Here is a 17,410-nt window from a genome sequence, read left to right on the forward strand (position 1 = left end):
GCGTATGCTATGGATTAGGGGAAGCCATGTTCTGCAAAACGGCCTCTTGATTGAAAATAAATGTATCTGGAAACCCAATCGCCGGGTTCCAGGAACTGAGAATAAGACCGCTATGGAAGGCGGCAACCTGCCTTTCACTCAAGACTGCAATACGAAATCTCGTTAGCCCTTTTTTCCTGCATCAATTTTCGCACTTCTGACAGGTCGGATGTCTGGCCCAGTACACACATAAGTTTTACAAGGGCAACTTCCGGTAACATGTCCTCGGCCTCGATTGCTCCGGCTTTGAGCATGTCCGTGCCGGTATCATAGACACGGTCACAGACACGTCCGTGCAGGCACTGGGAGGCGATCACTATCGGTATGTTTGCTTGTGTTGCACGCTTGATCTCAGGGACCCAGTCGGTGGACACATGACCCAGGCCGGTTCCTTCGATCACAATGCCCTTATATCCTGCATCGATATAATTGCCCAGGATTTCGGGTCTTGCGCCGGGTGTGAACTTGACAATAGCACATTCGGGCTCGATCTTATCCCTCAGAGCCAGTTCTGTCTCTGCGCGTGTGGTGTATTCTGATTCTGTGGTTATTTCGCCTGTGGCATAATCCACAAAACCAATCGGGCGGGAATTGATGGACTGGAAAGCATCCCTGCGTGAGGTGTGCATTTTCCTGACTCTGGTAGCGTAATGGATGCCGCAGCGATCATCGGAACTGCTCTCATGCATGACCGTACAAACTTGCGCAATATCACTGACAGCAACCTTTGTTGCACAGATCGCATTCATCACATTGTCACTGCTTGGCCTGTCTGCACTGCGCTGGGAACCTACAAAAACAACAGGCACCGGTGTGTCAAGCATGAACGCCAGGGCTGCTGCGGAATACATCATCGTATCGGTACCATGGGCAATCACTATGCCGTCTGCTCCGTTGTCAATTTCTTCATATACGGCCCGGGCAAGTTCTGTCCAGATCTGTGGCGTCATATTCTCGGACAGGATATTCGCAACAACCCGTCCTCTTATATTGGCAATATCATCAAGTTCAGGGATAGTGCGGACAATATCATCTGCAGAGCACTGTGAGCTCACAGCACCGCTACGGTAGTCGATCTTACTGGCAATGGTGCCTCCTGTGGAAATAAAAACCACATTTTTAAGCCCTTTATTTTTGGTAACCTTGCCCTGTTTTTCTGGCTTTTGTATATCCTTTTTAGGCTCCAGGAATGTGATCTGTGCACCATCCGGCTCTATTCCTACATTGTATCCACTGACCATCTTCAGTACAATATGGCCGGTGACACTGGGCATTACAACCCCCTCATAGGCAGTTCCGCCCTTCTCGACCCTTATCCTGTCTCCTTCCTTGTAATCCATAATTATCCCTGCAACGAATTTATCATCTTATTTTTGCTGTATGTAATCTTCGACAATCTGCATCAGCTTTTCGTGGGAATCTGTGGTATGATTCCTGATCCTTTCAACCTCTTCAGTCCACATTCCCGTTTTAATACCAAAGTTGTCGATTGAGGCTTTCATGGCTTCTGGTGCAGGTCCTCCAGTGACCTTTCTCTTCTGTATGTTGAGCATAGGGTCCAGAGCCTGTTTTACCATATCCTCATTCAATCCCTTTTCTGTCAGGCTTTCCCCGAGGACCGTTTGCCCCACCGCTTCTATATCTTCCAGGGTTGGTTCGACATCTTCTTTTGCCAGGACCCCCACAATCTGGTGTGCGGTCCTGAAAGGTACCCCGCATTCCCTGACCAGGGTGTCGGCAAGTTCGGTGGCTGTAGTAAATCCGGTTGAAGCCTGCACTTTCATGTTATTCTTATTAACTTTCATACTATCCAGCATGCCTGCCATGATCCTCACCGAGGCACGTGTGTTTTCCACGGATTTCCAGATATGGGGACTGGCATCCTGCATATCCCTGTTATAACTCATCGGCAGGGATTTGCAGACAGTTAGTAATGACATCAGGCTTCCCACAGCAATCCCGCTTTTGCCTCTCACAAGCTCTGCAGTATCAGGATTCTTTTTCTGTGGCATTATTGATGAGGTGGATGCGTACTGGTCGGATAATTCAATAAAACCGAATTCTGTAGAAGACCACAGGACCAGTTCCTCTGATATCCTGCTCATCTCGATCATAATGTTTGCAAGTACAGAAGCCGTTTCCAGCAGGAAATCCCGGCCACTGACTGCATCCATGGAATTTTGCATTACTTCTTCAAACCCGAGCAACTCTGCAGTCCTGCTCCTGTCAATCGGAAAACCCGTGGAAGCAAAAGCCGCAGCTCCGAGGGGACAGCGGTTGATCCTGTCAAGACATCCAAGTATCCTTTCCACATCTCTTCCCAGGCTTTCAGCGTGGCCCATGATGTGGTGGGCCAGTGTGGTAGGTTGGGCATGCTGCAGGTGTGTATATCCCGGCATGATGGTATCATGGTTCTCAGATGCAATTTTTGCCATAGTGTTAACAAGCTGCAACATCTCTTCTGCCAGTTCCAGTACTTCTTTGCGCAGTCTCAGGCGGATACAGGTGGCCACTTCATCATTGCGGGAGCGACCGGAATGCATCCTTCCACCTACGTCTTCTCCTGCCATATCAATAAGCCTGGCTTCCAGGGATATATGTATATCTTCGTAACTATGATCAAGGGAATCAATTCCCTCTTCACGGATGCGTTTCAATCCGTCCAGGATTTTGGCACAATCATCTGCGGGGATGATTCCCTGCTCTTTCAGCATGGCCGTGTGGGCAAAATCCACCAGGACATCAGAATCAAATATCCATTTATCGTCTTCCATTGATGAAGTATAACGCATTATTTCTTCGTCAGGGAGAGAATCAAGGCGTCCTCTTCGTAAAATATCACTCATGATTATTCCTCAAATGAACAAATTTAAAGGGCCTGCACTCACGAAAAGTGATTTAGCGGGACTTTCTGACTGCCCTTTTATTCAAGGTCTTATCAAATAAAAGTAGCTGTTTTGATTAATGTAATTCTTTATTTTTCGGCTACAGGAAGTTTAATATGCACTTCTGTTCCCTTTCCTTTACCTTCACTTTCCATCCAGATTTCTCCATCGTGTGCCTCTACTATGGTTTTGGAGATATAGAGGCCAAGTCCGGTACCACCGTATTTACGTTTCTGGGAAGAATCTATCTGATAAAATCTCTGGAATAAATTGTCTATCATATCTTTCGGTATGCCAATTCCCGTATCTTTGATATTGATATGTATGTATTCATCTTCTTTGTTTGCAAAGATAGTAATTGAACCGCCCTTTGGAGTGAATTTGATAGAATTATCTATTATATTGGTAAACATATCGGTAAGTTTGTCCCGGTCTCCTTTTATTTGAGGAAGGTCCGGTTCGATTTTCTTAATCATTTCCAGATTTTTCTCTTCTGTCTGGATCTGCAGGTCCTCTATAATCTGATCTGTCAGTTCGGATATATTCAAGGTTTCAAAATCATACTGAACAGTGCCTGCCTGTGTGCGACTGAGATATAGCAGTGAATCCACGAGTCTCTGCAGCCTTTTTGTATTACGCATCACGGTTTCTTCTGCATGTTTCTGTTCTTCTCCAAGTTCTCCGAGGCTGCCGTCATTTAGAAGTTCTGTATAACCTATGATCGATGTGAGGGGTGTTTTCAATTCATGACTCACATTGGAAAGAAACTCATCTTTCATTTTATCCAGCGACTTCAATTCCTCATTTGCCTTTGACAGGTCTTGTGCATATTTCCTGAGTTCTTCTTCGGCCCTTTTACGTTCGGTAATATCACGGGCCACAACCAGTATTGTAGGTTTATCATTGTATTCTATCATACGGGCACTGATTTCTACAGGAATTGTAGTGTCATCCTTGCGTCTGTATGTTGCCTCAAAGATGGCATGCCCTTTTTCTTTGACCTCTTTGATCCTTTGGGGTATCTCTTCCATAGAAAGGCCAGTGTTTATGTTCTTTGTCTTCATGCGGAGCAATTCATCCCTGCTGTAACCCGTGGTTTCACAGGCCGCCTTATTAACTTCCATGATGTTGCCTTTAAGGTCATGCACAAAGATTGCATCATTGGTACTGGCAAAAATTGTGCGGAACTTATCTTCTGATTTTTCAAGTTCCTTTTCAGTTTTGCGGCGCTGTACAATTCTCCACATTCCCTGCATGAGGAGGGTAAGCTGTCTTACATCAGAACTGTCATAATTTTCAATCTTATTCCCCACCCCGGCAAGGGCTACAATCTTCCCTCGCTCAAAAATTGGTACATCCATATGGCGAATCAGTTCCACATGTTCCTTTGGGTATCCGCCCTTCCTGGGATGTGGTTTTTTGTAATCATTATTTATAAATGGTCGTCTTTGTCGTATACTTTCTCCCCAGAGTCCCACATCTTCGATCTTGTATTCTACCTTCTTGTCCTTAATTTTACAACGATTCATTGGGGTATCGGACCAGGATTTCAATTGAATGGTATCTGTATCTTCATCCACAAATGCGAGATAGCCAATCTTGCTTTCTGTAAGTCGCACTCCTTCAGCTCTTGCAAAATCGATGAGTTCTTCCAGGGAAGCCTCTGTCATCTGGTTAAGTTTTACAAGGGTTTCCAGGCGCGATTCATCCAGGTGAAGAGCTTCTTCTGCCTTCATGCGGTCACTGATATCTTCAACAATCCCGACCCCTCCCAACAACTCGCCATCTTCTGATATGTAGGGGCTGTAGTCTGCTTTTATGGGTGTTGCCTTTTTGCCTGTGGTGGAATGATACTTTCCTTCATAATGGCCGGAGCGTCTCTGGAATACTGCTTTTACGGCGTCATACATCTTTTTGTCTTTTAAATCTTTAAGCATGTTGAAACCGATTATTTGGTCTCTGGTCACCTCGAGAATATGCATTATATTCTCATTGCAGTGGGTTATCACACCATTTTCATCGAAATGGAATATTCCCAGGGGAGAATTCTCAAAGATCAATCTGTATTTCTTTTCAGATTCTCGCATAGCCTCTTCGGCCAATTTACGGTCTGTAATATCAATTATGATGCCCTGGTAGTACGAAGGTTCTCCAACTTCATCTCTTCCTATAAAAGACCGCTCGATCACCCAGCGTATTTCTCCGGATTTGGTGAGTATGCGGTATTCCTTGGAAAAAAAGATCTTGCCTTCAATTTCATGCTCGCTGACCTCGCTGCGTACCATGTCAAGGTCCTCGGGGTAGATTATGTCTCCATAGATAAGTTTGCCGGAAGTGAAATCTTCGGGCGTATACCCAAACTGGGAAATGTTTCCGGATACGAATTCCACGGGCCAGTCTTTTTCTGCGGTCCACAGGAAAGCCACGACAGGACTGTTTTTATAGATTTCTTCGAGTTTCCTGTCCGAACGGAGTCTTTTACGTAAGGTTTTCTGGCTTATCTTCTGCTCGCTAACGCTTTCTACAGTACAGATCATCCCGTCATAATTTCCTTTCTGGTCGAGTAAAGGAATCAATCTGCCTGTCTGGAAACTTAAGTTGCCGCCCTTTGTAACGATTGGCATGGTTTTGTAGGGTATGGGTTTGAGGGAATCTCTGACCCTCAGGAACATTTCCCTGAAATGGGCTTCATCACCAACGCTGTGGCGGGAGGCAGACGTATATTGTTCTAGTTTTTTGCCTACCACTTCTTTGCTTTTGATACCGGTGATTTCTTCCATTCCCTTGTCAAAATAGATGAAAACTTCGTCCTTGTCAACGGCCCATGTGCCTTTGCAAATAGTGTCAAGTATTCTTTCTAGAAGATTTTCCATTGTAATACCCATTGTCATATCCCCATAAGAAGATTACAATATTTGATATCTGACTGATTCAATTAATATTTTATCATTAATCTTATGCGGTTTTTTTATTTTTTCCCTTGAATGGGAATGCAGCATATAACCGGCTGCCATTGTTAGTATTATAGTGGCTCCGGAAGGTATGTTTAAGTAGTAGGATAAAAACAGGCCTATAAAGGTAAATACCGTGCCGAATATAACAGCAAGCATCATCATCCTGTCAAGTTTATCTGTAAATTCACGGCTCAATGACGCCGGTATTGTTAACAGGGCGATAACAAGGATCAATCCTACAACTCTGATCATGACTATTATGGTAAGGGCTATCAGGCAAAGCATGTACAGACTCAGCTTTTCAACCGGCAGTCCTGAAACCTGTGCAAATTCTTCATCAAAACTTATGGCCATGAATTCTTTGTAAAGCAGATAGACACTTGCAATGATCAGGATATCAATTACTAGCATCAAATAGATATCATTTATAGGGACTGTCAGTATATTACCAAAAAGGTAGGTCATAAGATCCGGTGCATATCCTGGTGTAAGGCCTATGAATAAGACTCCCAGTGCCATTCCTACAGACCATAGTATTCCGATTACGGTATCTTCGGCTATATTGGTACGTCTGTTGGCAAGGCCTATTACCAGTGCAGAAAGCAGGCTGAAAGGCAGGACACTGAAAAGTGGATTCATTCCCAGGTAATAACCCAGGCCAATACCGCCAAAAGAGGCATGTGCAATCCCACCGCTTATAAAAACGATTTTCCTGACAACCACATATACCCCGATAATCCCACATGCTATGCTGGCCATCAAGCCCGCAACGATAGCATTTTGCATGAATGTGTATTGTAAGATATCCAGCATGTTCAATCTCCTTAATGGGCTTTCAATACCCTGTGGGGTACACCATGTGCTATCATTTCTACGGGACACCCATAGGCTTCTTCAAGGTCTTCGGGTTTCAATTCTTTACTACCGTGATAGTAAAGTTTCTGGTTCAGGCAAGCCACTTTATCAACATATATCGAGACCGCACTTATATCGTGGGTGGCCATAATGATTGTTATATGGGATTTGAGTTCTTCAAGCATTTCGTAGAACTCCTTTTGCATAGTTGTATCTATTCCTGCCACAGGTTCATCGAGAAGTAACAATTTTGGCTCCGATGCGAGCGCCCGGGCTATGAAAACCCTTTGTCTCTGCCCGCCAGAAAGTTCGGCAATATGACGATCCCTGTATTCATACATTTTGACCTTTTCTAGGGATTCCTTCACCACTTTCCTGTCATTGGGATTGTACTTCCTGAAAAGGGATGTCTTTCCAATGCGTCCCATCATAACAACATCCCATACATTGATCGGAAAATCCAGTCTTGATGCACTGTGCTGGGGAACATAACCTACAATCTTCCTTGCCTCCTTCGGTTTTTTACCGAATATACGCACATCGCCTCTGTCTGGTTCTATCAGGCCCAGAATTACTTTTAATAAAGTACTTTTTCCCCCGCCGTTAGGTCCAATGATTCCCAGAAAAGTTCTTTCCTGCAAGTCAAGGTTAACCTCTTTGAGGGCAGGCACATCGTGGTAATACGACCACACATCTTTAATTTCCACTGCATATTGGTGGTTATTTAAGTCCTTCACGGAATGCCTCGGATACTTTATACATATTGTCTGTATAATTGCGTGCAAGTGGGTCCACTTTTACAACTTTGCCGTCAATTTCTTCTGCAACGGCTTCTGCACTCTGTGTACTGAATTGGGCCTGCACAAAGATAACAGTTATGTTTTCCTGCTTTGCAAAAGTTATGATCTCGCTGAGCTGTCTGGCACTTGCTTCCTTTCCTTCGGTTTCGATGGGTACCATATTAAGGTCGTACCTTTCTGCAAAGTATCCCCATGCAGGATGATAGACCATGAAACTATTCCCTGCCTTGTTTTCAAGTGTTTCCTGGATTTCCCTGTCAAGTGATTTAAGTTCCTCGGTGTAGGAATCCCGGTTTTGTGTATATGTTTCTTCGTTTGACGGATCAACCTCTGTCAGGGCTTTGTATATATTATCGACCATTATAATTGCATTATTGGGATCATTCCATACATGAGGGTCCATTCCTTCTCCCATTGGCCTCAGATCAATTCCCTTGGAAGAATTCACAAGTAACATATCTTCATTTATGTCCTTTATTTTTTCCAGCCACACTTTTTCAAAAGGTAATCCGGAACCAACTTTTACGTATATTTCCGCTTTGCTGAGTTCTTTCAGCTGACTTGAAGTTGGTTCATAGGTTGCAGGACTTCCACCTGGGGGAATCATCACAATTGTTTCAACATGTTCTCCACCGACCTTTTCCACAAATTCAGCCTGGGGGAGTATGCTTACAATAACTGTTATTTTCTCCGGCTTGTCTGAACTGTTTTCCTCCATACAACCTGAAGTAGCAACTATGGCCATTATTAATATAAGCAAAAATACATTTTGGTATATAACCAAAAACAGGATTTTCTAAAGATATTTTTCATATCATTTCACCCCTATAACATGGTTTATTTATAAATAATTCTAATTTCTTATTACATAATGTGTTTTAGTGTTTAAATTCTTCGGCATTTTGGTACTAATCAAAAAATCTATTTCTAAATTGTTATGGATGCACCGCAACGTTTATACTTCCACTGTTGGGAAAATGACTACAATACAATTCCAACACAAAAAGAATATTTATACATCTATCGTTATACACTTCACCATGGTTAATAATGTCTGGCGTATTGCCCTGTTGAGCATTCTGCTATTTCTTGCTTTATCAGGCTGCACCGCAACAACGGATGAAACCTATGTTTCCAATAATGATGTTCTTTTCCAGACATCTACAATTGACTCTTTAATTGCCGGTTCCTATGATGGAACTATGCAGGTTTGCGATCTCAAAGAACAGGGTGATGTTGGATTAGGTACATTTGACCGACTGAATGGTGAAATGATTGTTATGGACGGTGAAGTTTACCAGGCAAAATCAGATGGACATATTTATCAGGTAAATGATACGACTACCACTCCCTTTGCTGCAGTGACTTTTTTTGAAGCAGATGATATCATTATAATTGGGTCTGGTGCAGATTATGCGTCTCTCCAATCCATCATTAAAGAAACTGTTCCCGGCCCCAATCTCATGTATGCATTGAAAATAGAGGGAACATTTGAAAACATAAGTATACGAAGTGTACCTGCCCAGAGTAAGCCCTATCGGCCTCTACTTGATGTGGTAGCAGAAGAGGAAGCTGTGTATCATCATGAAAGCATAAATGGTACTATGGTGGGGTTCTTGCTTCCTTATTATATTGAGAATATCAATGTGCCGGGTTATCATTTCCACTTCATAGATGCAAACCGAACAATCGGAGGCCATGTGCTTGCATGTAATCTGACCTCTGGCACTGTTGAACTGGATTATACATACGATTTCACCCTGTCAATTCCTGAATCATCGTCGTTCTCTGATGCATCACCCGGGAATAAAGATGTCCTTGAAGCCATTGAGCAATAAGTGACCTTTTTTCTTTTTTACCACCCATGATTCTTAAATAGCTTCATTACAATATGACTACTGATACTGATATATCGAAATTTTTGATTGTAATTCAGGTGAAGCAATGTACTCAGACAGAATAAATGCACTACCACCGTATTTGTTTGCAACGATAGATGAAGCCAAAGCCAAGGTCAAAGAAAAAGGCGTGGATGTAATAGACCTTGGTGTGGGTGATCCTGATCAACCTACTCATCAGCATATCGTCGATTCCATGTGCGAGGCAGTCCGCGATCCATCAACCCACAGGTACCCATCCTATTCTGGCATGCCGGCTTTCAGGGAGGCAGCAGCCCGCTGGTGTAAGGAGACAAAGGGAATTGATATCGATCCGGCCACAGAAGCCCTCACAATGATTGGCTCCAAGGAAGGTGTAGCACACATCCCCCTTGCTTTCCTCAATCCCGGAGATGTAGCCCTTGTGCCTGATCCCGCATACCCGGTGTACAAGATAGGCACTCAATTTGCAGGTGGTGTACCTCATATTATGCCTCTGCTTGAGGAAAATGATTTCCTTCCGGATCTGGATTCGATTCCAAAGGATGTACTTGAGAAAACCAAACTCATGTTCATGAATTACCCCAACAATCCGACTTCAGCCACTGCAAGCCTCAAGTTCTTTGAAGAGGTTGTGGATTTTGCCCGGGAAAATGATGTTGTGATAGTCCATGATAATGCTTATTCCGATATGGTTTATGATGGCTATGAGGCTCCCAGTTTCCTGAGTGTTGATGGTGCGATGGACGTTGGTGTTGAATTCTATTCCCTTTCCAAGACTTACAATATGACAGGCTGGAGGATTGCCTTTGCCGTGGGTAACAAGGATATTATCACCGGCTTTGGCAAGGTCAAGTCCAATATAGACTCCGGTGCATTCGAGGCGGTCCAGAAGGCAGGAATTACTGCACTGGACAGTTCTCAGCAGTGTGTCACAGATATGAATAATGTATACAAGCAAAGACGTGACGCCCTTTTGAAAGGTCTTGACGCGATGGGGCTTGATGTGAATCCGCCAAAGGCCACCTTCTACGTATGGGCCTGCGTTCCCGAAAAATACAGTTCAATTGACTTTTCTTCCCTCTTGCTTGAAGAAGCGGGAATTGTCGCGACTCCGGGTGTAGGTTTTGGCGACTATGGTGAAGGTTATATCAGGTTTGCTCTTACCCAGACTGTTGAACGTATAGAAGAAGCCGTAGGAAGAATGGAAAAACTGGATTTATAATCCTTTCCTTTCTTTTTCTTTTCATTTTTCAGGCAGTATCCTATCCGGATTTATACGGCCGCTCTGTATCATATGGTCGGCCAGTACAATTGCCATCATGGCTTCGGCGACTGGTACCATTCTCGGCGGGATAGTCGGATCATGGCGACCCTTTATTTCTATAATTTCTTCTTTTTTGGTCACCACATCTGCCGTATGCTGGGGCGATGAGATCGATGGTGTGGGTTTTACAGCACAGCGGCAAATCAGTGGCATGCCTGTGGTAAGTCCTCCGAGCACACCGCCTGCGTTGTTGGTAAGAGGTTTTATTGTTTCGTTGTCAACTTCAAAGGCATCGTTCATCTCACTGCCTTTCATTCGGGCTGCATTGAATCCTGCACCAAATTCAATTCCCTTGACTGCACCGATACCCATTATTGCAGCCGCAATATCTGCATCGATCTTATTGAATACCGGCTCACCCAGTCCAGCAGGTACACCTGTGGTGAGGATTTCCACAATTCCTCCGGCGCTTTCCCCGCAGTTGCGCATATTCTCTATCATCTCAAGCATTTTTGTTGCAGCTGCCGGGTCTGCACAGCGTACAGGATTCTTTTCGATTGCAGTTTTGATATCCGGATCAATATTTTCTGCCCGGATTCCTCCGAGTTCGATTACATGTGCAACTACTTCGATACCGTATGCTCCAAGTAATTTTTTTGCAATTGCGCCGGCTGCTACCCTGCCAATGGTCTCACGGCCCGATGATCGTCCTCCTCCCCTGTGGTCCCTGTGGCCGTATTTTTCCATATAGGTAAAATCCGCATGACCGGGTCTGGGTTTATTACGCAATTTGTCATAGGAACTGGAATTTGCATCCTTATTGTAAACAATCAGTGATATTGGGGTGCCTGTTGTGATACCTTCAAACACTCCCGACAGAATGTCTACACGGTCCTTTTCTTTGCGGGGTGTTGCAGCAGCACTCTGGCCCGGTCGGCGGCGGTCCAGTTCCTTCTGTATATCTACTTCATCAAGGGTCAATCCCGCAGGAGTTCCGTCTACAACTGCTCCCAGGGCTTTTCCGTGGGATTCTCCCCAGGTGGTTATCCTGAATGAATGGCCAAACGTGTTTCCTGCCATGCTATTATGTTACACACTCCGTTATTTATCAATTTGCTTCAATCCTGCTTTTCATGTGGTTCCATATGTACAACCACATCTTTCACACCCTTGATATACTGCTTGATTTTATCACTCACCTGATGGGATATGCCTGTGCCTGATCAACCGGCATTTTTGGATCCACCTCTATGTGCAGGTCGATATAATATTCTCCTTTTGTCCCTCTTGTGCGTATCCGGTGGCATTCCATGACGCCGTCTACTTCAAAGCTATGTCACATATTTTATCTTCATCAAGTCTTGATTCGTCGCATAGGCTTTTGCTGCTGCTTTTTATAATATCGATCGCCGCACGTATTATAAACAGGGAGATAATGACAGCTATTATCGGATCGATAAGGGGGTATCCACCTTTTACAGCAAGCAGGCCTGCGATGACTGATATGGATACGTAGATGTCACTTCTCGTATGCATGGAATCTGCAATCAGGATGTCACTTTTCAGTTTATCCCCTTCTCTTTTTTCGTATATTGTTACAAAGAGGTTGACCGCAATGGTAAGTATCATTACAACAAAACTTAAAAAAGTGATTTCCGGTGTAGATGGTGAGATAAAACGATCAACTGACTTGGAGATTATTTGCACCGCTACTATGAACAGCAATACTGCAATAAAAACCGAAGCCAGAGATTCATATTTTTGGTGTCCGTAGGGATGACTGCGATCAGGCGGTTTTGATGCGATCTGGATTCCGAAAATGCCTATTATGTTGGAGATGCCATCAAAAAGGGAATGATAACCGTCGGATTCCATACTTAAGGTGTTAGTAAAACCACCATACCCAATTTTGGCAAAGGATACTATCAGGTTAAGTACAAGTATCTTAACAAGTATCGATCTTATTAACCGGTATTTATCTGTAGGGGAATCCATCATAATAATTTAAATCCTGTTTGTTATATTTAGATACTACTTTAATGAAGAAGTATATTGACTTTCCGTTATTTCGTTAACAGGGTGACTATAAGATGTTCAAAGTTGCGATTACAGGCAAAGGCGGTGTGGGAAAAACCACAATTTCAGGTACGATTGCACGTTTGCTTGCCAGGGATGGATATGATGTACTGGCAATAGATGCGGATCCGGATATGAACCTGGCTTCCTCACTGGGTATAACCACTCCTCCTAAACCATTGACCGAATACAGGGAAATGATCGAGGAGCGTGCGGGGCAGACAGGAGGCATGTTCAAATACAATCCTAAAGTGGATGATGTAGTTGAAAGATTCGGGGCAGTGGGCCCGGATAATGTGAAAATGCTCGTCATGGGTACGGTGGAACGTGGCGGAAGTGGCTGTATGTGTCCTGCGTCAGCATTTTTGCGCGCCCTGCTGCGACATGTGGTGCTCAAGGACAGCAGTGCTGTCATAATGGATATGGAAGCCGGCATAGAACATCTGGGCAGGGGAACCACAAAAGGCATTGATTTAATGCTGATTGTTGTGGAGCCGGGCAGACGTTCCATTGAAACCGCATCACGTATAAATAAACTTTCTGACGAGATAGGCATCAGGCATATTGCTGCGGTTATTAACAAGAGCAATGAAGCTGACATGTCCGCTGTGCTGGAGGATATCGGAATCCCGGTACTTGGCGAGATTCCTTTTTCCCCGGACTTTATAGAAGCCGACCTGCAGGGCATGTCGCCCATTGATCTGGGTGGGGATGCATTGGATTCTATCAAAAATGTCAGGGATAATATGGTGGATATGATTACATCCTTTCATGATGATTAAATGAAGTAAAGGATCACAGGCAGCAAAATCACTCCCATCAGATGGCTCCTCCTGACTTTCATGAAAGGGGGGAGCATGCCTATTGTAGTGGCTGTCAAAAAGAGCAGTATTCCGAAAATCCCCGTGAAAAGGGCTACCATTATAGTAAGTCCGGCTATGACAGCAAAACATAGTTTCCTGTATTCTATTTTCTTCAGGACATGATGGACATTGTTTCCAATGGCTATGGTAGATAGGTAGGATAGCAGGGCTGCTGCAACTATTGCTGTCAGGAAAAGAATTATTGAGCGACTATCAATGGTTGCAGTATCAAGCAAACGGTTGACTGCTACCATAGCACCGCTTCTTGTTTTGCCGATCATTGCCAGGGCAAAAAGGCCAAAAATAGAATTTGCCGTATTAACCCCGGATATGGATACGATAAATTCTTTTGAATCTTCCAGTTCATCTTCAATATCGTCCCTGTCAATTTCTTTTGGAATAGTAAATCTTGCAACCACTGTGGCAATTGAAGCCGAGATCCCGGGCAGCCACGCAACAATTGAGCCAGCAAAACTGCCGGATATTATGCCACGTAATATTCTCTTTACTGAAAGTTGCATGCGGGATATATTTTCAGAAGGGATGTGCGAGTCTGACATCAGGCTGATTGCTAGTTGGGAGGCACCGAATAATCCGCTCAAAAGAGGTAACAGGACGGAAGTTTCACCAAACTTAAAGATTGGTGTTGCCAGGTATTCCATCTCAAATGCAAAATATCCCAGCAATCCGCTTAGTATAAAGAGACAAAGAGCATAACCTTTGTATCTAAATGAGGCAAGTGATCCCTGTCCTGTTACATGTTCTCCTTTCTCGGTCAGTATAAGTATGGCTGATATGGCTATGAGTATCCAGGCCATATTTTCCTGTATAGTATCATAGGAATTTGTGAAGAAAAATACCAGGGGATATGCCATTATCAGGGCAAAGGCAACAGAACCTGCACTTCCCAGGGCAGAAAGTCTGACAGCTTCAGCCCCATATCCATCCAGGAGCAACCTGTGGCCGGGCAGGACTGCAAGGGCCATGTCATCGTTAGGTGCGCCCAGAAAAATGGCAGGTATTATGTCGTGGAAAGTGTGAGATATGGAGTTGGATAATACAATTATTGCTACATAAAGAGGTTCGATTCCCAGATTCAAAAGAATGGGGCTCAATCCTACCAGTATCAGGGCGAAATTGTTTGTATGTATGCCCGGGATAAGGCCGGAAACAATACCCAGCAGAAATCCTGCAAGGATTGACAACAGTATCAGGGATATTTCAACTGTCATGATTGCCCGTTATTCATTCATAACAATATTTATATTTTTGTTTATGATAATATATTATTCGTTTGCGATTTTTATTTGTATTCAATGTCTGACGTAAGTATTTATACGAGATCAAATTGAATGTGGTCACATGACCGAAGAAAAAACCAGGTGTATGAAATGCAATCATGAAGCTATCATTTACCAGCCATATTCCGGTATGCACCTGTGCAAAAAACATTTTACAGAAGATGTAGAACGCAAGGTCAAGCTTACGATTCGCAAGAATTACAATATAGGTAAAAACGAAAAGATTGCAGTTGCCTTGAGTGGTGGTAAGGATAGCTGTGTGGCCCTGTATATTTTGAACAAGATTTTTGGCAAACGCAGGGATCTGGAACTGGTTGCAATTACGGTTGATGAAGGTATTTCTGTTTACAGGGAACGCTCAATAGGCTATGCCAAAAAACTGACGTCTGAGATTGGTGTAAAGCATCTTATCCATAGTTTTGCTGATGAATACGATATCTCACTTGATGAACTGGCAGCAAAGGAAAGGGTACATGGTGCGTGCAGTTATTGCGGTGTGCTGCGCAAATCTCTGGTTAACAGGATAGCTCTTGATATCGGGGCAAAACGACTTGTGACAGGCCATAATCTTGATGATGAAGCCCAGACTATAATGATGAATCATCTGGGAGGTGATGTGGAGCGGATGGTACGTCTTTCTCCACCAAGAGAACTCGAAGGGCTGGTCCTGCGTGCCAAACCCTTACGCAAGATACCTGAAAATGAAGTGGAATTGTATGCAAAGGTCAATGATATTCCTGTAGATATAAGCCTGTGTCCTTACAAACACGAGGCCTTGCGTAACGAAGTAAGACTGATGCTTGATGATTTTGAGCAAAAGCATCCTGGTACGAAATATTCACTACAGAAGGGTTTTGATAAAATGGTGGGAATACTTGCAAAAGAATTCCCTCAGGCGGAAATTAAAAAGTGCACAATTTGCGGACAGGCCTGTACTGCTGATGTTTGTCAGGCCTGCCGGCTTCTTGGCAAGACCTGATCAACGCTGAAATTTCAGATAGTCATCAATATCATAAAATTGTGTGCTTTTACCGCTTAAATACATCCTTGTCCACCACAGTACTGTCAGGGGCTGAATTACTGCAAAGGACAGGACAAAATCGGCAAATGACCAGAATGTACTGAGTATTTCGATGGAACTGAGGACTTCCCCGGCTACTCCGGTGAGTATTGACAGGCCAATCAGAACCAGCCAGAGGATAACTGTATCAAGTTTATTGTTCATGAAAAATGAGAAACCTTCTTCCAGGGCTTCCAGGGGTTCCAGTCCACCAACAACCAGTGCATATTCTGCAAAAGTAAAGATCAATTTGACTACGATTGCATAGAATATCCAGACAAATATCCCAAAAACAAGGATTAATGTTCCCGAGAGTGCTTCTTCAGGGTTTTGCATCAATATGCTCAGGTCTCCAATTGCCAGTATTCCAGGTACCACGAAGATTATTCCTGCGAGGATAATCAGCATTACTATGAACCTGGTGAGGAAGAGGTTGATAAGGTTCTTTTTTCCTGATTTGAACATCTCATTGATGCTGGTGGACCCGTCTTGAAGAGCTTTTTTTGCCATTCCTATGGCTCCGCCGTAAAAATAGGAACTTATCAGGGTGGATACAACGAATGCTACGATAAACAGGAGTATGAACAATCCCATATTTTCATAAAAGGCGGCTGTGAGAACCTCAAATGCCGTTTCAGGATTGATATTTGCAGGGTCTGTTGTAATGTCCTGCATTGCAGGCATAACAAATATTATGACTGCAATCATAAACATAACAAACATTGCAAACATTCCTGCAAATATGTTTAAGAAGAATGGGATGCAAATATTGAGATTGTGTGTCCAGGTCTGAAAACCCTTTCTCAAAACCGTATTTATATTTTCCATTAAATCTTATCTCCCGATTACCATATCGTGATAGTTATATGGAAGTTTCCCTATGGATATAACTGCATTTCCATAAGTCTTCTTATTGTATAAAGATTCTCATGCAGGTGATTCAATGGATGCCGAAAATGATAAAATCATGGTAGTTTCCCACTGTCTTCTCAACCCTGAGTCGCGCCTTAGGGGAATTAAAAAACCCGGAAAGTTTTCTCCCGGGAAAAATAATGTAATCCAGCTTCCCTGCCCGGAACTGATATATTTTGGTTCAAGTCGCCGGGAAATTACCAGGGACCAGTTAATTCATTCAGCATACAGGAAATTCTGCAGACAATTATTCGCCCCTTTTGCAGATATGATAGAGGAATTTTATCGCAGGGGTTTTTCCATTGAATTTGTGGGTGTAGGAAAAAGTCCCTCCTGTGCTGCAGATCTCACAACAGTGGGTGGTCCCGCGGGCAGGGTCTCAAACTTCACACATGAACATGTTGCTGGCAGGGGTGTTTTTTTTGAAGAAATCGAAATGGAACTGGTCAGGCGTGGGGTATGCTATAGTATGCAGGAGTGTCACAAACCGTAATTTATATATAATATGCACCCATCACGAG

Annotated in this window: 16 protein-coding genes; 5 read left to right on the forward strand and 11 right to left on the reverse strand. The window is 43.6% G+C overall.

Annotation, left to right across the window (positions count from 1 at the left end; genetic code table 11):
• Positions 1-134 precede the first annotated feature (134 nt).
• From gatD to C9889_RS09035, 6 genes are all read right to left on the reverse strand, one after another.
• The gene (gene gatD, locus C9889_RS09010) at positions 135-1,379 is read right to left on the reverse strand and encodes a Glu-tRNA(Gln) amidotransferase subunit GatD (protein ID WP_129598936.1); all 1,245 of its coding nucleotides are present in this window, start codon (positions 1,377-1,379) and stop codon (positions 135-137) included.
• Between the two features lie 27 nt (positions 1,380-1,406).
• A complete protein-coding gene (argH, locus tag C9889_RS09015; protein ID WP_129598940.1) occupies positions 1,407-2,885 on the reverse strand; it encodes an argininosuccinate lyase in 1,479 nt (492 codons plus the stop codon).
• A 128-nt stretch (positions 2,886-3,013) separates the two neighbouring features.
• Positions 3,014-5,809, reverse strand: a complete 2,796-nt coding sequence (locus tag C9889_RS09020; RefSeq protein ID WP_225420052.1) for a PAS domain S-box protein — start codon at positions 5,807-5,809, stop codon at positions 3,014-3,016.
• A 21-nt stretch (positions 5,810-5,830) separates the two neighbouring features.
• The gene (locus C9889_RS09025) at positions 5,831-6,691 is read right to left on the reverse strand and encodes a metal ABC transporter permease (RefSeq protein ID WP_129598946.1); all 861 of its coding nucleotides are present in this window, start codon (positions 6,689-6,691) and stop codon (positions 5,831-5,833) included.
• An 11-nt stretch (positions 6,692-6,702) separates the two neighbouring features.
• Positions 6,703-7,440, reverse strand: coding sequence for a metal ABC transporter ATP-binding protein (locus C9889_RS09030; protein ID WP_225420053.1), 738 nt, complete (start codon positions 7,438-7,440; stop codon positions 6,703-6,705).
• Between the two features lie 13 nt (positions 7,441-7,453).
• Entirely contained in the window at positions 7,454-8,278 is an 825-nt protein-coding gene (locus C9889_RS09035) for a metal ABC transporter solute-binding protein, Zn/Mn family (protein WP_129598952.1), read from the reverse strand.
• A 295-nt stretch (positions 8,279-8,573) separates the two neighbouring features.
• Here C9889_RS09035 and budA point away from each other — a divergent pair, with 295 nt between their 5' ends.
• Together budA and C9889_RS09045 are read left to right on the forward strand one after the other, a co-directional pair.
• Complete coding sequence (budA, locus tag C9889_RS09040; protein ID WP_164999326.1) at positions 8,574-9,371, forward strand: acetolactate decarboxylase; 798 nt, start codon at positions 8,574-8,576, stop codon at positions 9,369-9,371.
• Positions 9,372-9,477: 106 nt separating this feature from the next.
• Positions 9,478-10,635: an LL-diaminopimelate aminotransferase gene (locus tag C9889_RS09045; RefSeq protein WP_129598958.1), complete on the forward strand. Its 1,158-nt coding sequence runs from the start codon at positions 9,478-9,480 to the stop codon at positions 10,633-10,635.
• A 21-nt stretch (positions 10,636-10,656) separates the two neighbouring features.
• Here C9889_RS09045 and aroC read toward each other — a convergent pair whose 3' ends face one another.
• The 3 genes from aroC to C9889_RS09055 all read right to left on the reverse strand — a co-directional run bounded on the left by aroC (position 10,657) and on the right by C9889_RS09055 (position 12,675).
• Positions 10,657-11,757: a chorismate synthase gene (gene aroC, locus C9889_RS09050; RefSeq protein ID WP_129598960.1), complete on the reverse strand. Its 1,101-nt coding sequence runs from the start codon at positions 11,755-11,757 to the stop codon at positions 10,657-10,659.
• Between the two features lie 115 nt (positions 11,758-11,872).
• A complete protein-coding gene (locus tag C9889_RS11335) occupies positions 11,873-11,989 on the reverse strand; it encodes a cation transporter dimerization domain-containing protein (RefSeq protein ID WP_318531570.1) in 117 nt (38 codons plus the stop codon).
• Between the two features lie 8 nt (positions 11,990-11,997).
• Positions 11,998-12,675 (reverse strand): cation diffusion facilitator family transporter, encoded by a 678-nt coding sequence (locus C9889_RS09055; RefSeq protein WP_318531571.1) that lies wholly within the window; start codon positions 12,673-12,675, stop codon positions 11,998-12,000.
• Between the two features lie 92 nt (positions 12,676-12,767).
• On the opposite strand from C9889_RS09055, the gene C9889_RS09060 reads away from it, so the two are divergent.
• Positions 12,768-13,535 carry an ATP-binding protein gene (locus C9889_RS09060; protein ID WP_129598962.1) on the forward strand — a complete coding sequence of 256 codons (768 nt, stop codon included), beginning with the start codon at positions 12,768-12,770 and terminating at the stop codon, positions 13,533-13,535.
• Here the strand turns inward: C9889_RS09060 and C9889_RS09065 are convergent.
• Positions 13,532-14,848: a tripartite tricarboxylate transporter permease gene (locus C9889_RS09065; RefSeq protein ID WP_191985832.1), complete on the reverse strand. Its 1,317-nt coding sequence runs from the start codon at positions 14,846-14,848 to the stop codon at positions 13,532-13,534. The genes C9889_RS09060 and C9889_RS09065 overlap by 4 nt on opposite strands.
• 130 nt (positions 14,849-14,978) lie before the next feature.
• Between C9889_RS09065 and C9889_RS09070 the strand changes: the two genes are divergently transcribed.
• Complete coding sequence (locus C9889_RS09070) at positions 14,979-15,896, forward strand: TIGR00269 family protein (protein WP_129598969.1); 918 nt, start codon at positions 14,979-14,981, stop codon at positions 15,894-15,896.
• Here the strand turns inward: C9889_RS09070 and C9889_RS09075 are convergent, their stop codons facing one another.
• Positions 15,897-16,805, reverse strand: a complete 909-nt coding sequence (locus tag C9889_RS09075; RefSeq protein ID WP_129598972.1) for a DUF7847 domain-containing protein — start codon at positions 16,803-16,805, stop codon at positions 15,897-15,899. It lies immediately after the preceding gene.
• Between the two features lie 115 nt (positions 16,806-16,920).
• Here C9889_RS09075 and C9889_RS09080 point away from each other — a divergent pair, with 115 nt between their 5' ends.
• Positions 16,921-17,382 carry a DUF523 domain-containing protein gene (locus C9889_RS09080; protein WP_129598974.1) on the forward strand — a complete coding sequence of 154 codons (462 nt, stop codon included), beginning with the start codon at positions 16,921-16,923 and terminating at the stop codon, positions 17,380-17,382.
• Positions 17,383-17,410 lie beyond the last annotated feature (28 nt).

It is taken from the genome of Methanohalophilus profundi, assembly GCF_004137855.1.
GTDB lineage: Archaea > Halobacteriota > Methanosarcinia > Methanosarcinales > Methanosarcinaceae > Methanohalophilus > Methanohalophilus profundi.

Bases quoted from the DNA above. Each gene is read 5' to 3' on its own strand.
- C9889_RS09075 (WP_129598972.1), bottom strand. From the start codon at position 16,805: ATGGAAAATATAAATACGGTTTTGAGAAAGGGTTTTCAGACCTGGACA.
- C9889_RS11335 (WP_318531570.1), bottom strand. From the start codon at position 11,989: ATGGAATGCCACCGGATACGCACAAGAGGGACAAAAGGAGAATATTAT.
- gatD (WP_129598936.1), bottom strand. From the start codon at position 1,379: ATGGATTACAAGGAAGGAGACAGGATAAGGGTCGAGAAGGGCGGAACT.
- argH (WP_129598940.1), bottom strand. From the start codon at position 2,885: ATGAGTGATATTTTACGAAGAGGACGCCTTGATTCTCTCCCTGACGAA.
- C9889_RS09055 (WP_318531571.1), bottom strand. From the start codon at position 12,675: ATGATGGATTCCCCTACAGATAAATACCGGTTAATAAGATCGATACTT.
- C9889_RS09060 (WP_129598962.1), top strand. From the start codon at position 12,768: ATGTTCAAAGTTGCGATTACAGGCAAAGGCGGTGTGGGAAAAACCACA.
- C9889_RS09035 (WP_129598952.1), bottom strand. From the start codon at position 8,278: ATGGCCATAGTTGCTACTTCAGGTTGTATGGAGGAAAACAGTTCAGAC.
- C9889_RS09080 (WP_129598974.1), top strand. From the start codon at position 16,921: ATGGATGCCGAAAATGATAAAATCATGGTAGTTTCCCACTGTCTTCTC.
- C9889_RS09020 (WP_225420052.1), bottom strand. From the start codon at position 5,809: ATGGGTATTACAATGGAAAATCTTCTAGAAAGAATACTTGACACTATT.
- C9889_RS09070 (WP_129598969.1), top strand. From the start codon at position 14,979: ATGACCGAAGAAAAAACCAGGTGTATGAAATGCAATCATGAAGCTATC.
- C9889_RS09065 (WP_191985832.1), bottom strand. From the start codon at position 14,848: ATGACAGTTGAAATATCCCTGATACTGTTGTCAATCCTTGCAGGATTT.
- C9889_RS09025 (WP_129598946.1), bottom strand. From the start codon at position 6,691: ATGCTGGATATCTTACAATACACATTCATGCAAAATGCTATCGTTGCG.
- budA (WP_164999326.1), top strand. From the start codon at position 8,574: ATGGTTAATAATGTCTGGCGTATTGCCCTGTTGAGCATTCTGCTATTT.
- C9889_RS09045 (WP_129598958.1), top strand. From the start codon at position 9,478: ATGTACTCAGACAGAATAAATGCACTACCACCGTATTTGTTTGCAACG.
- aroC (WP_129598960.1), bottom strand. From the start codon at position 11,757: ATGGCAGGAAACACGTTTGGCCATTCATTCAGGATAACCACCTGGGGA.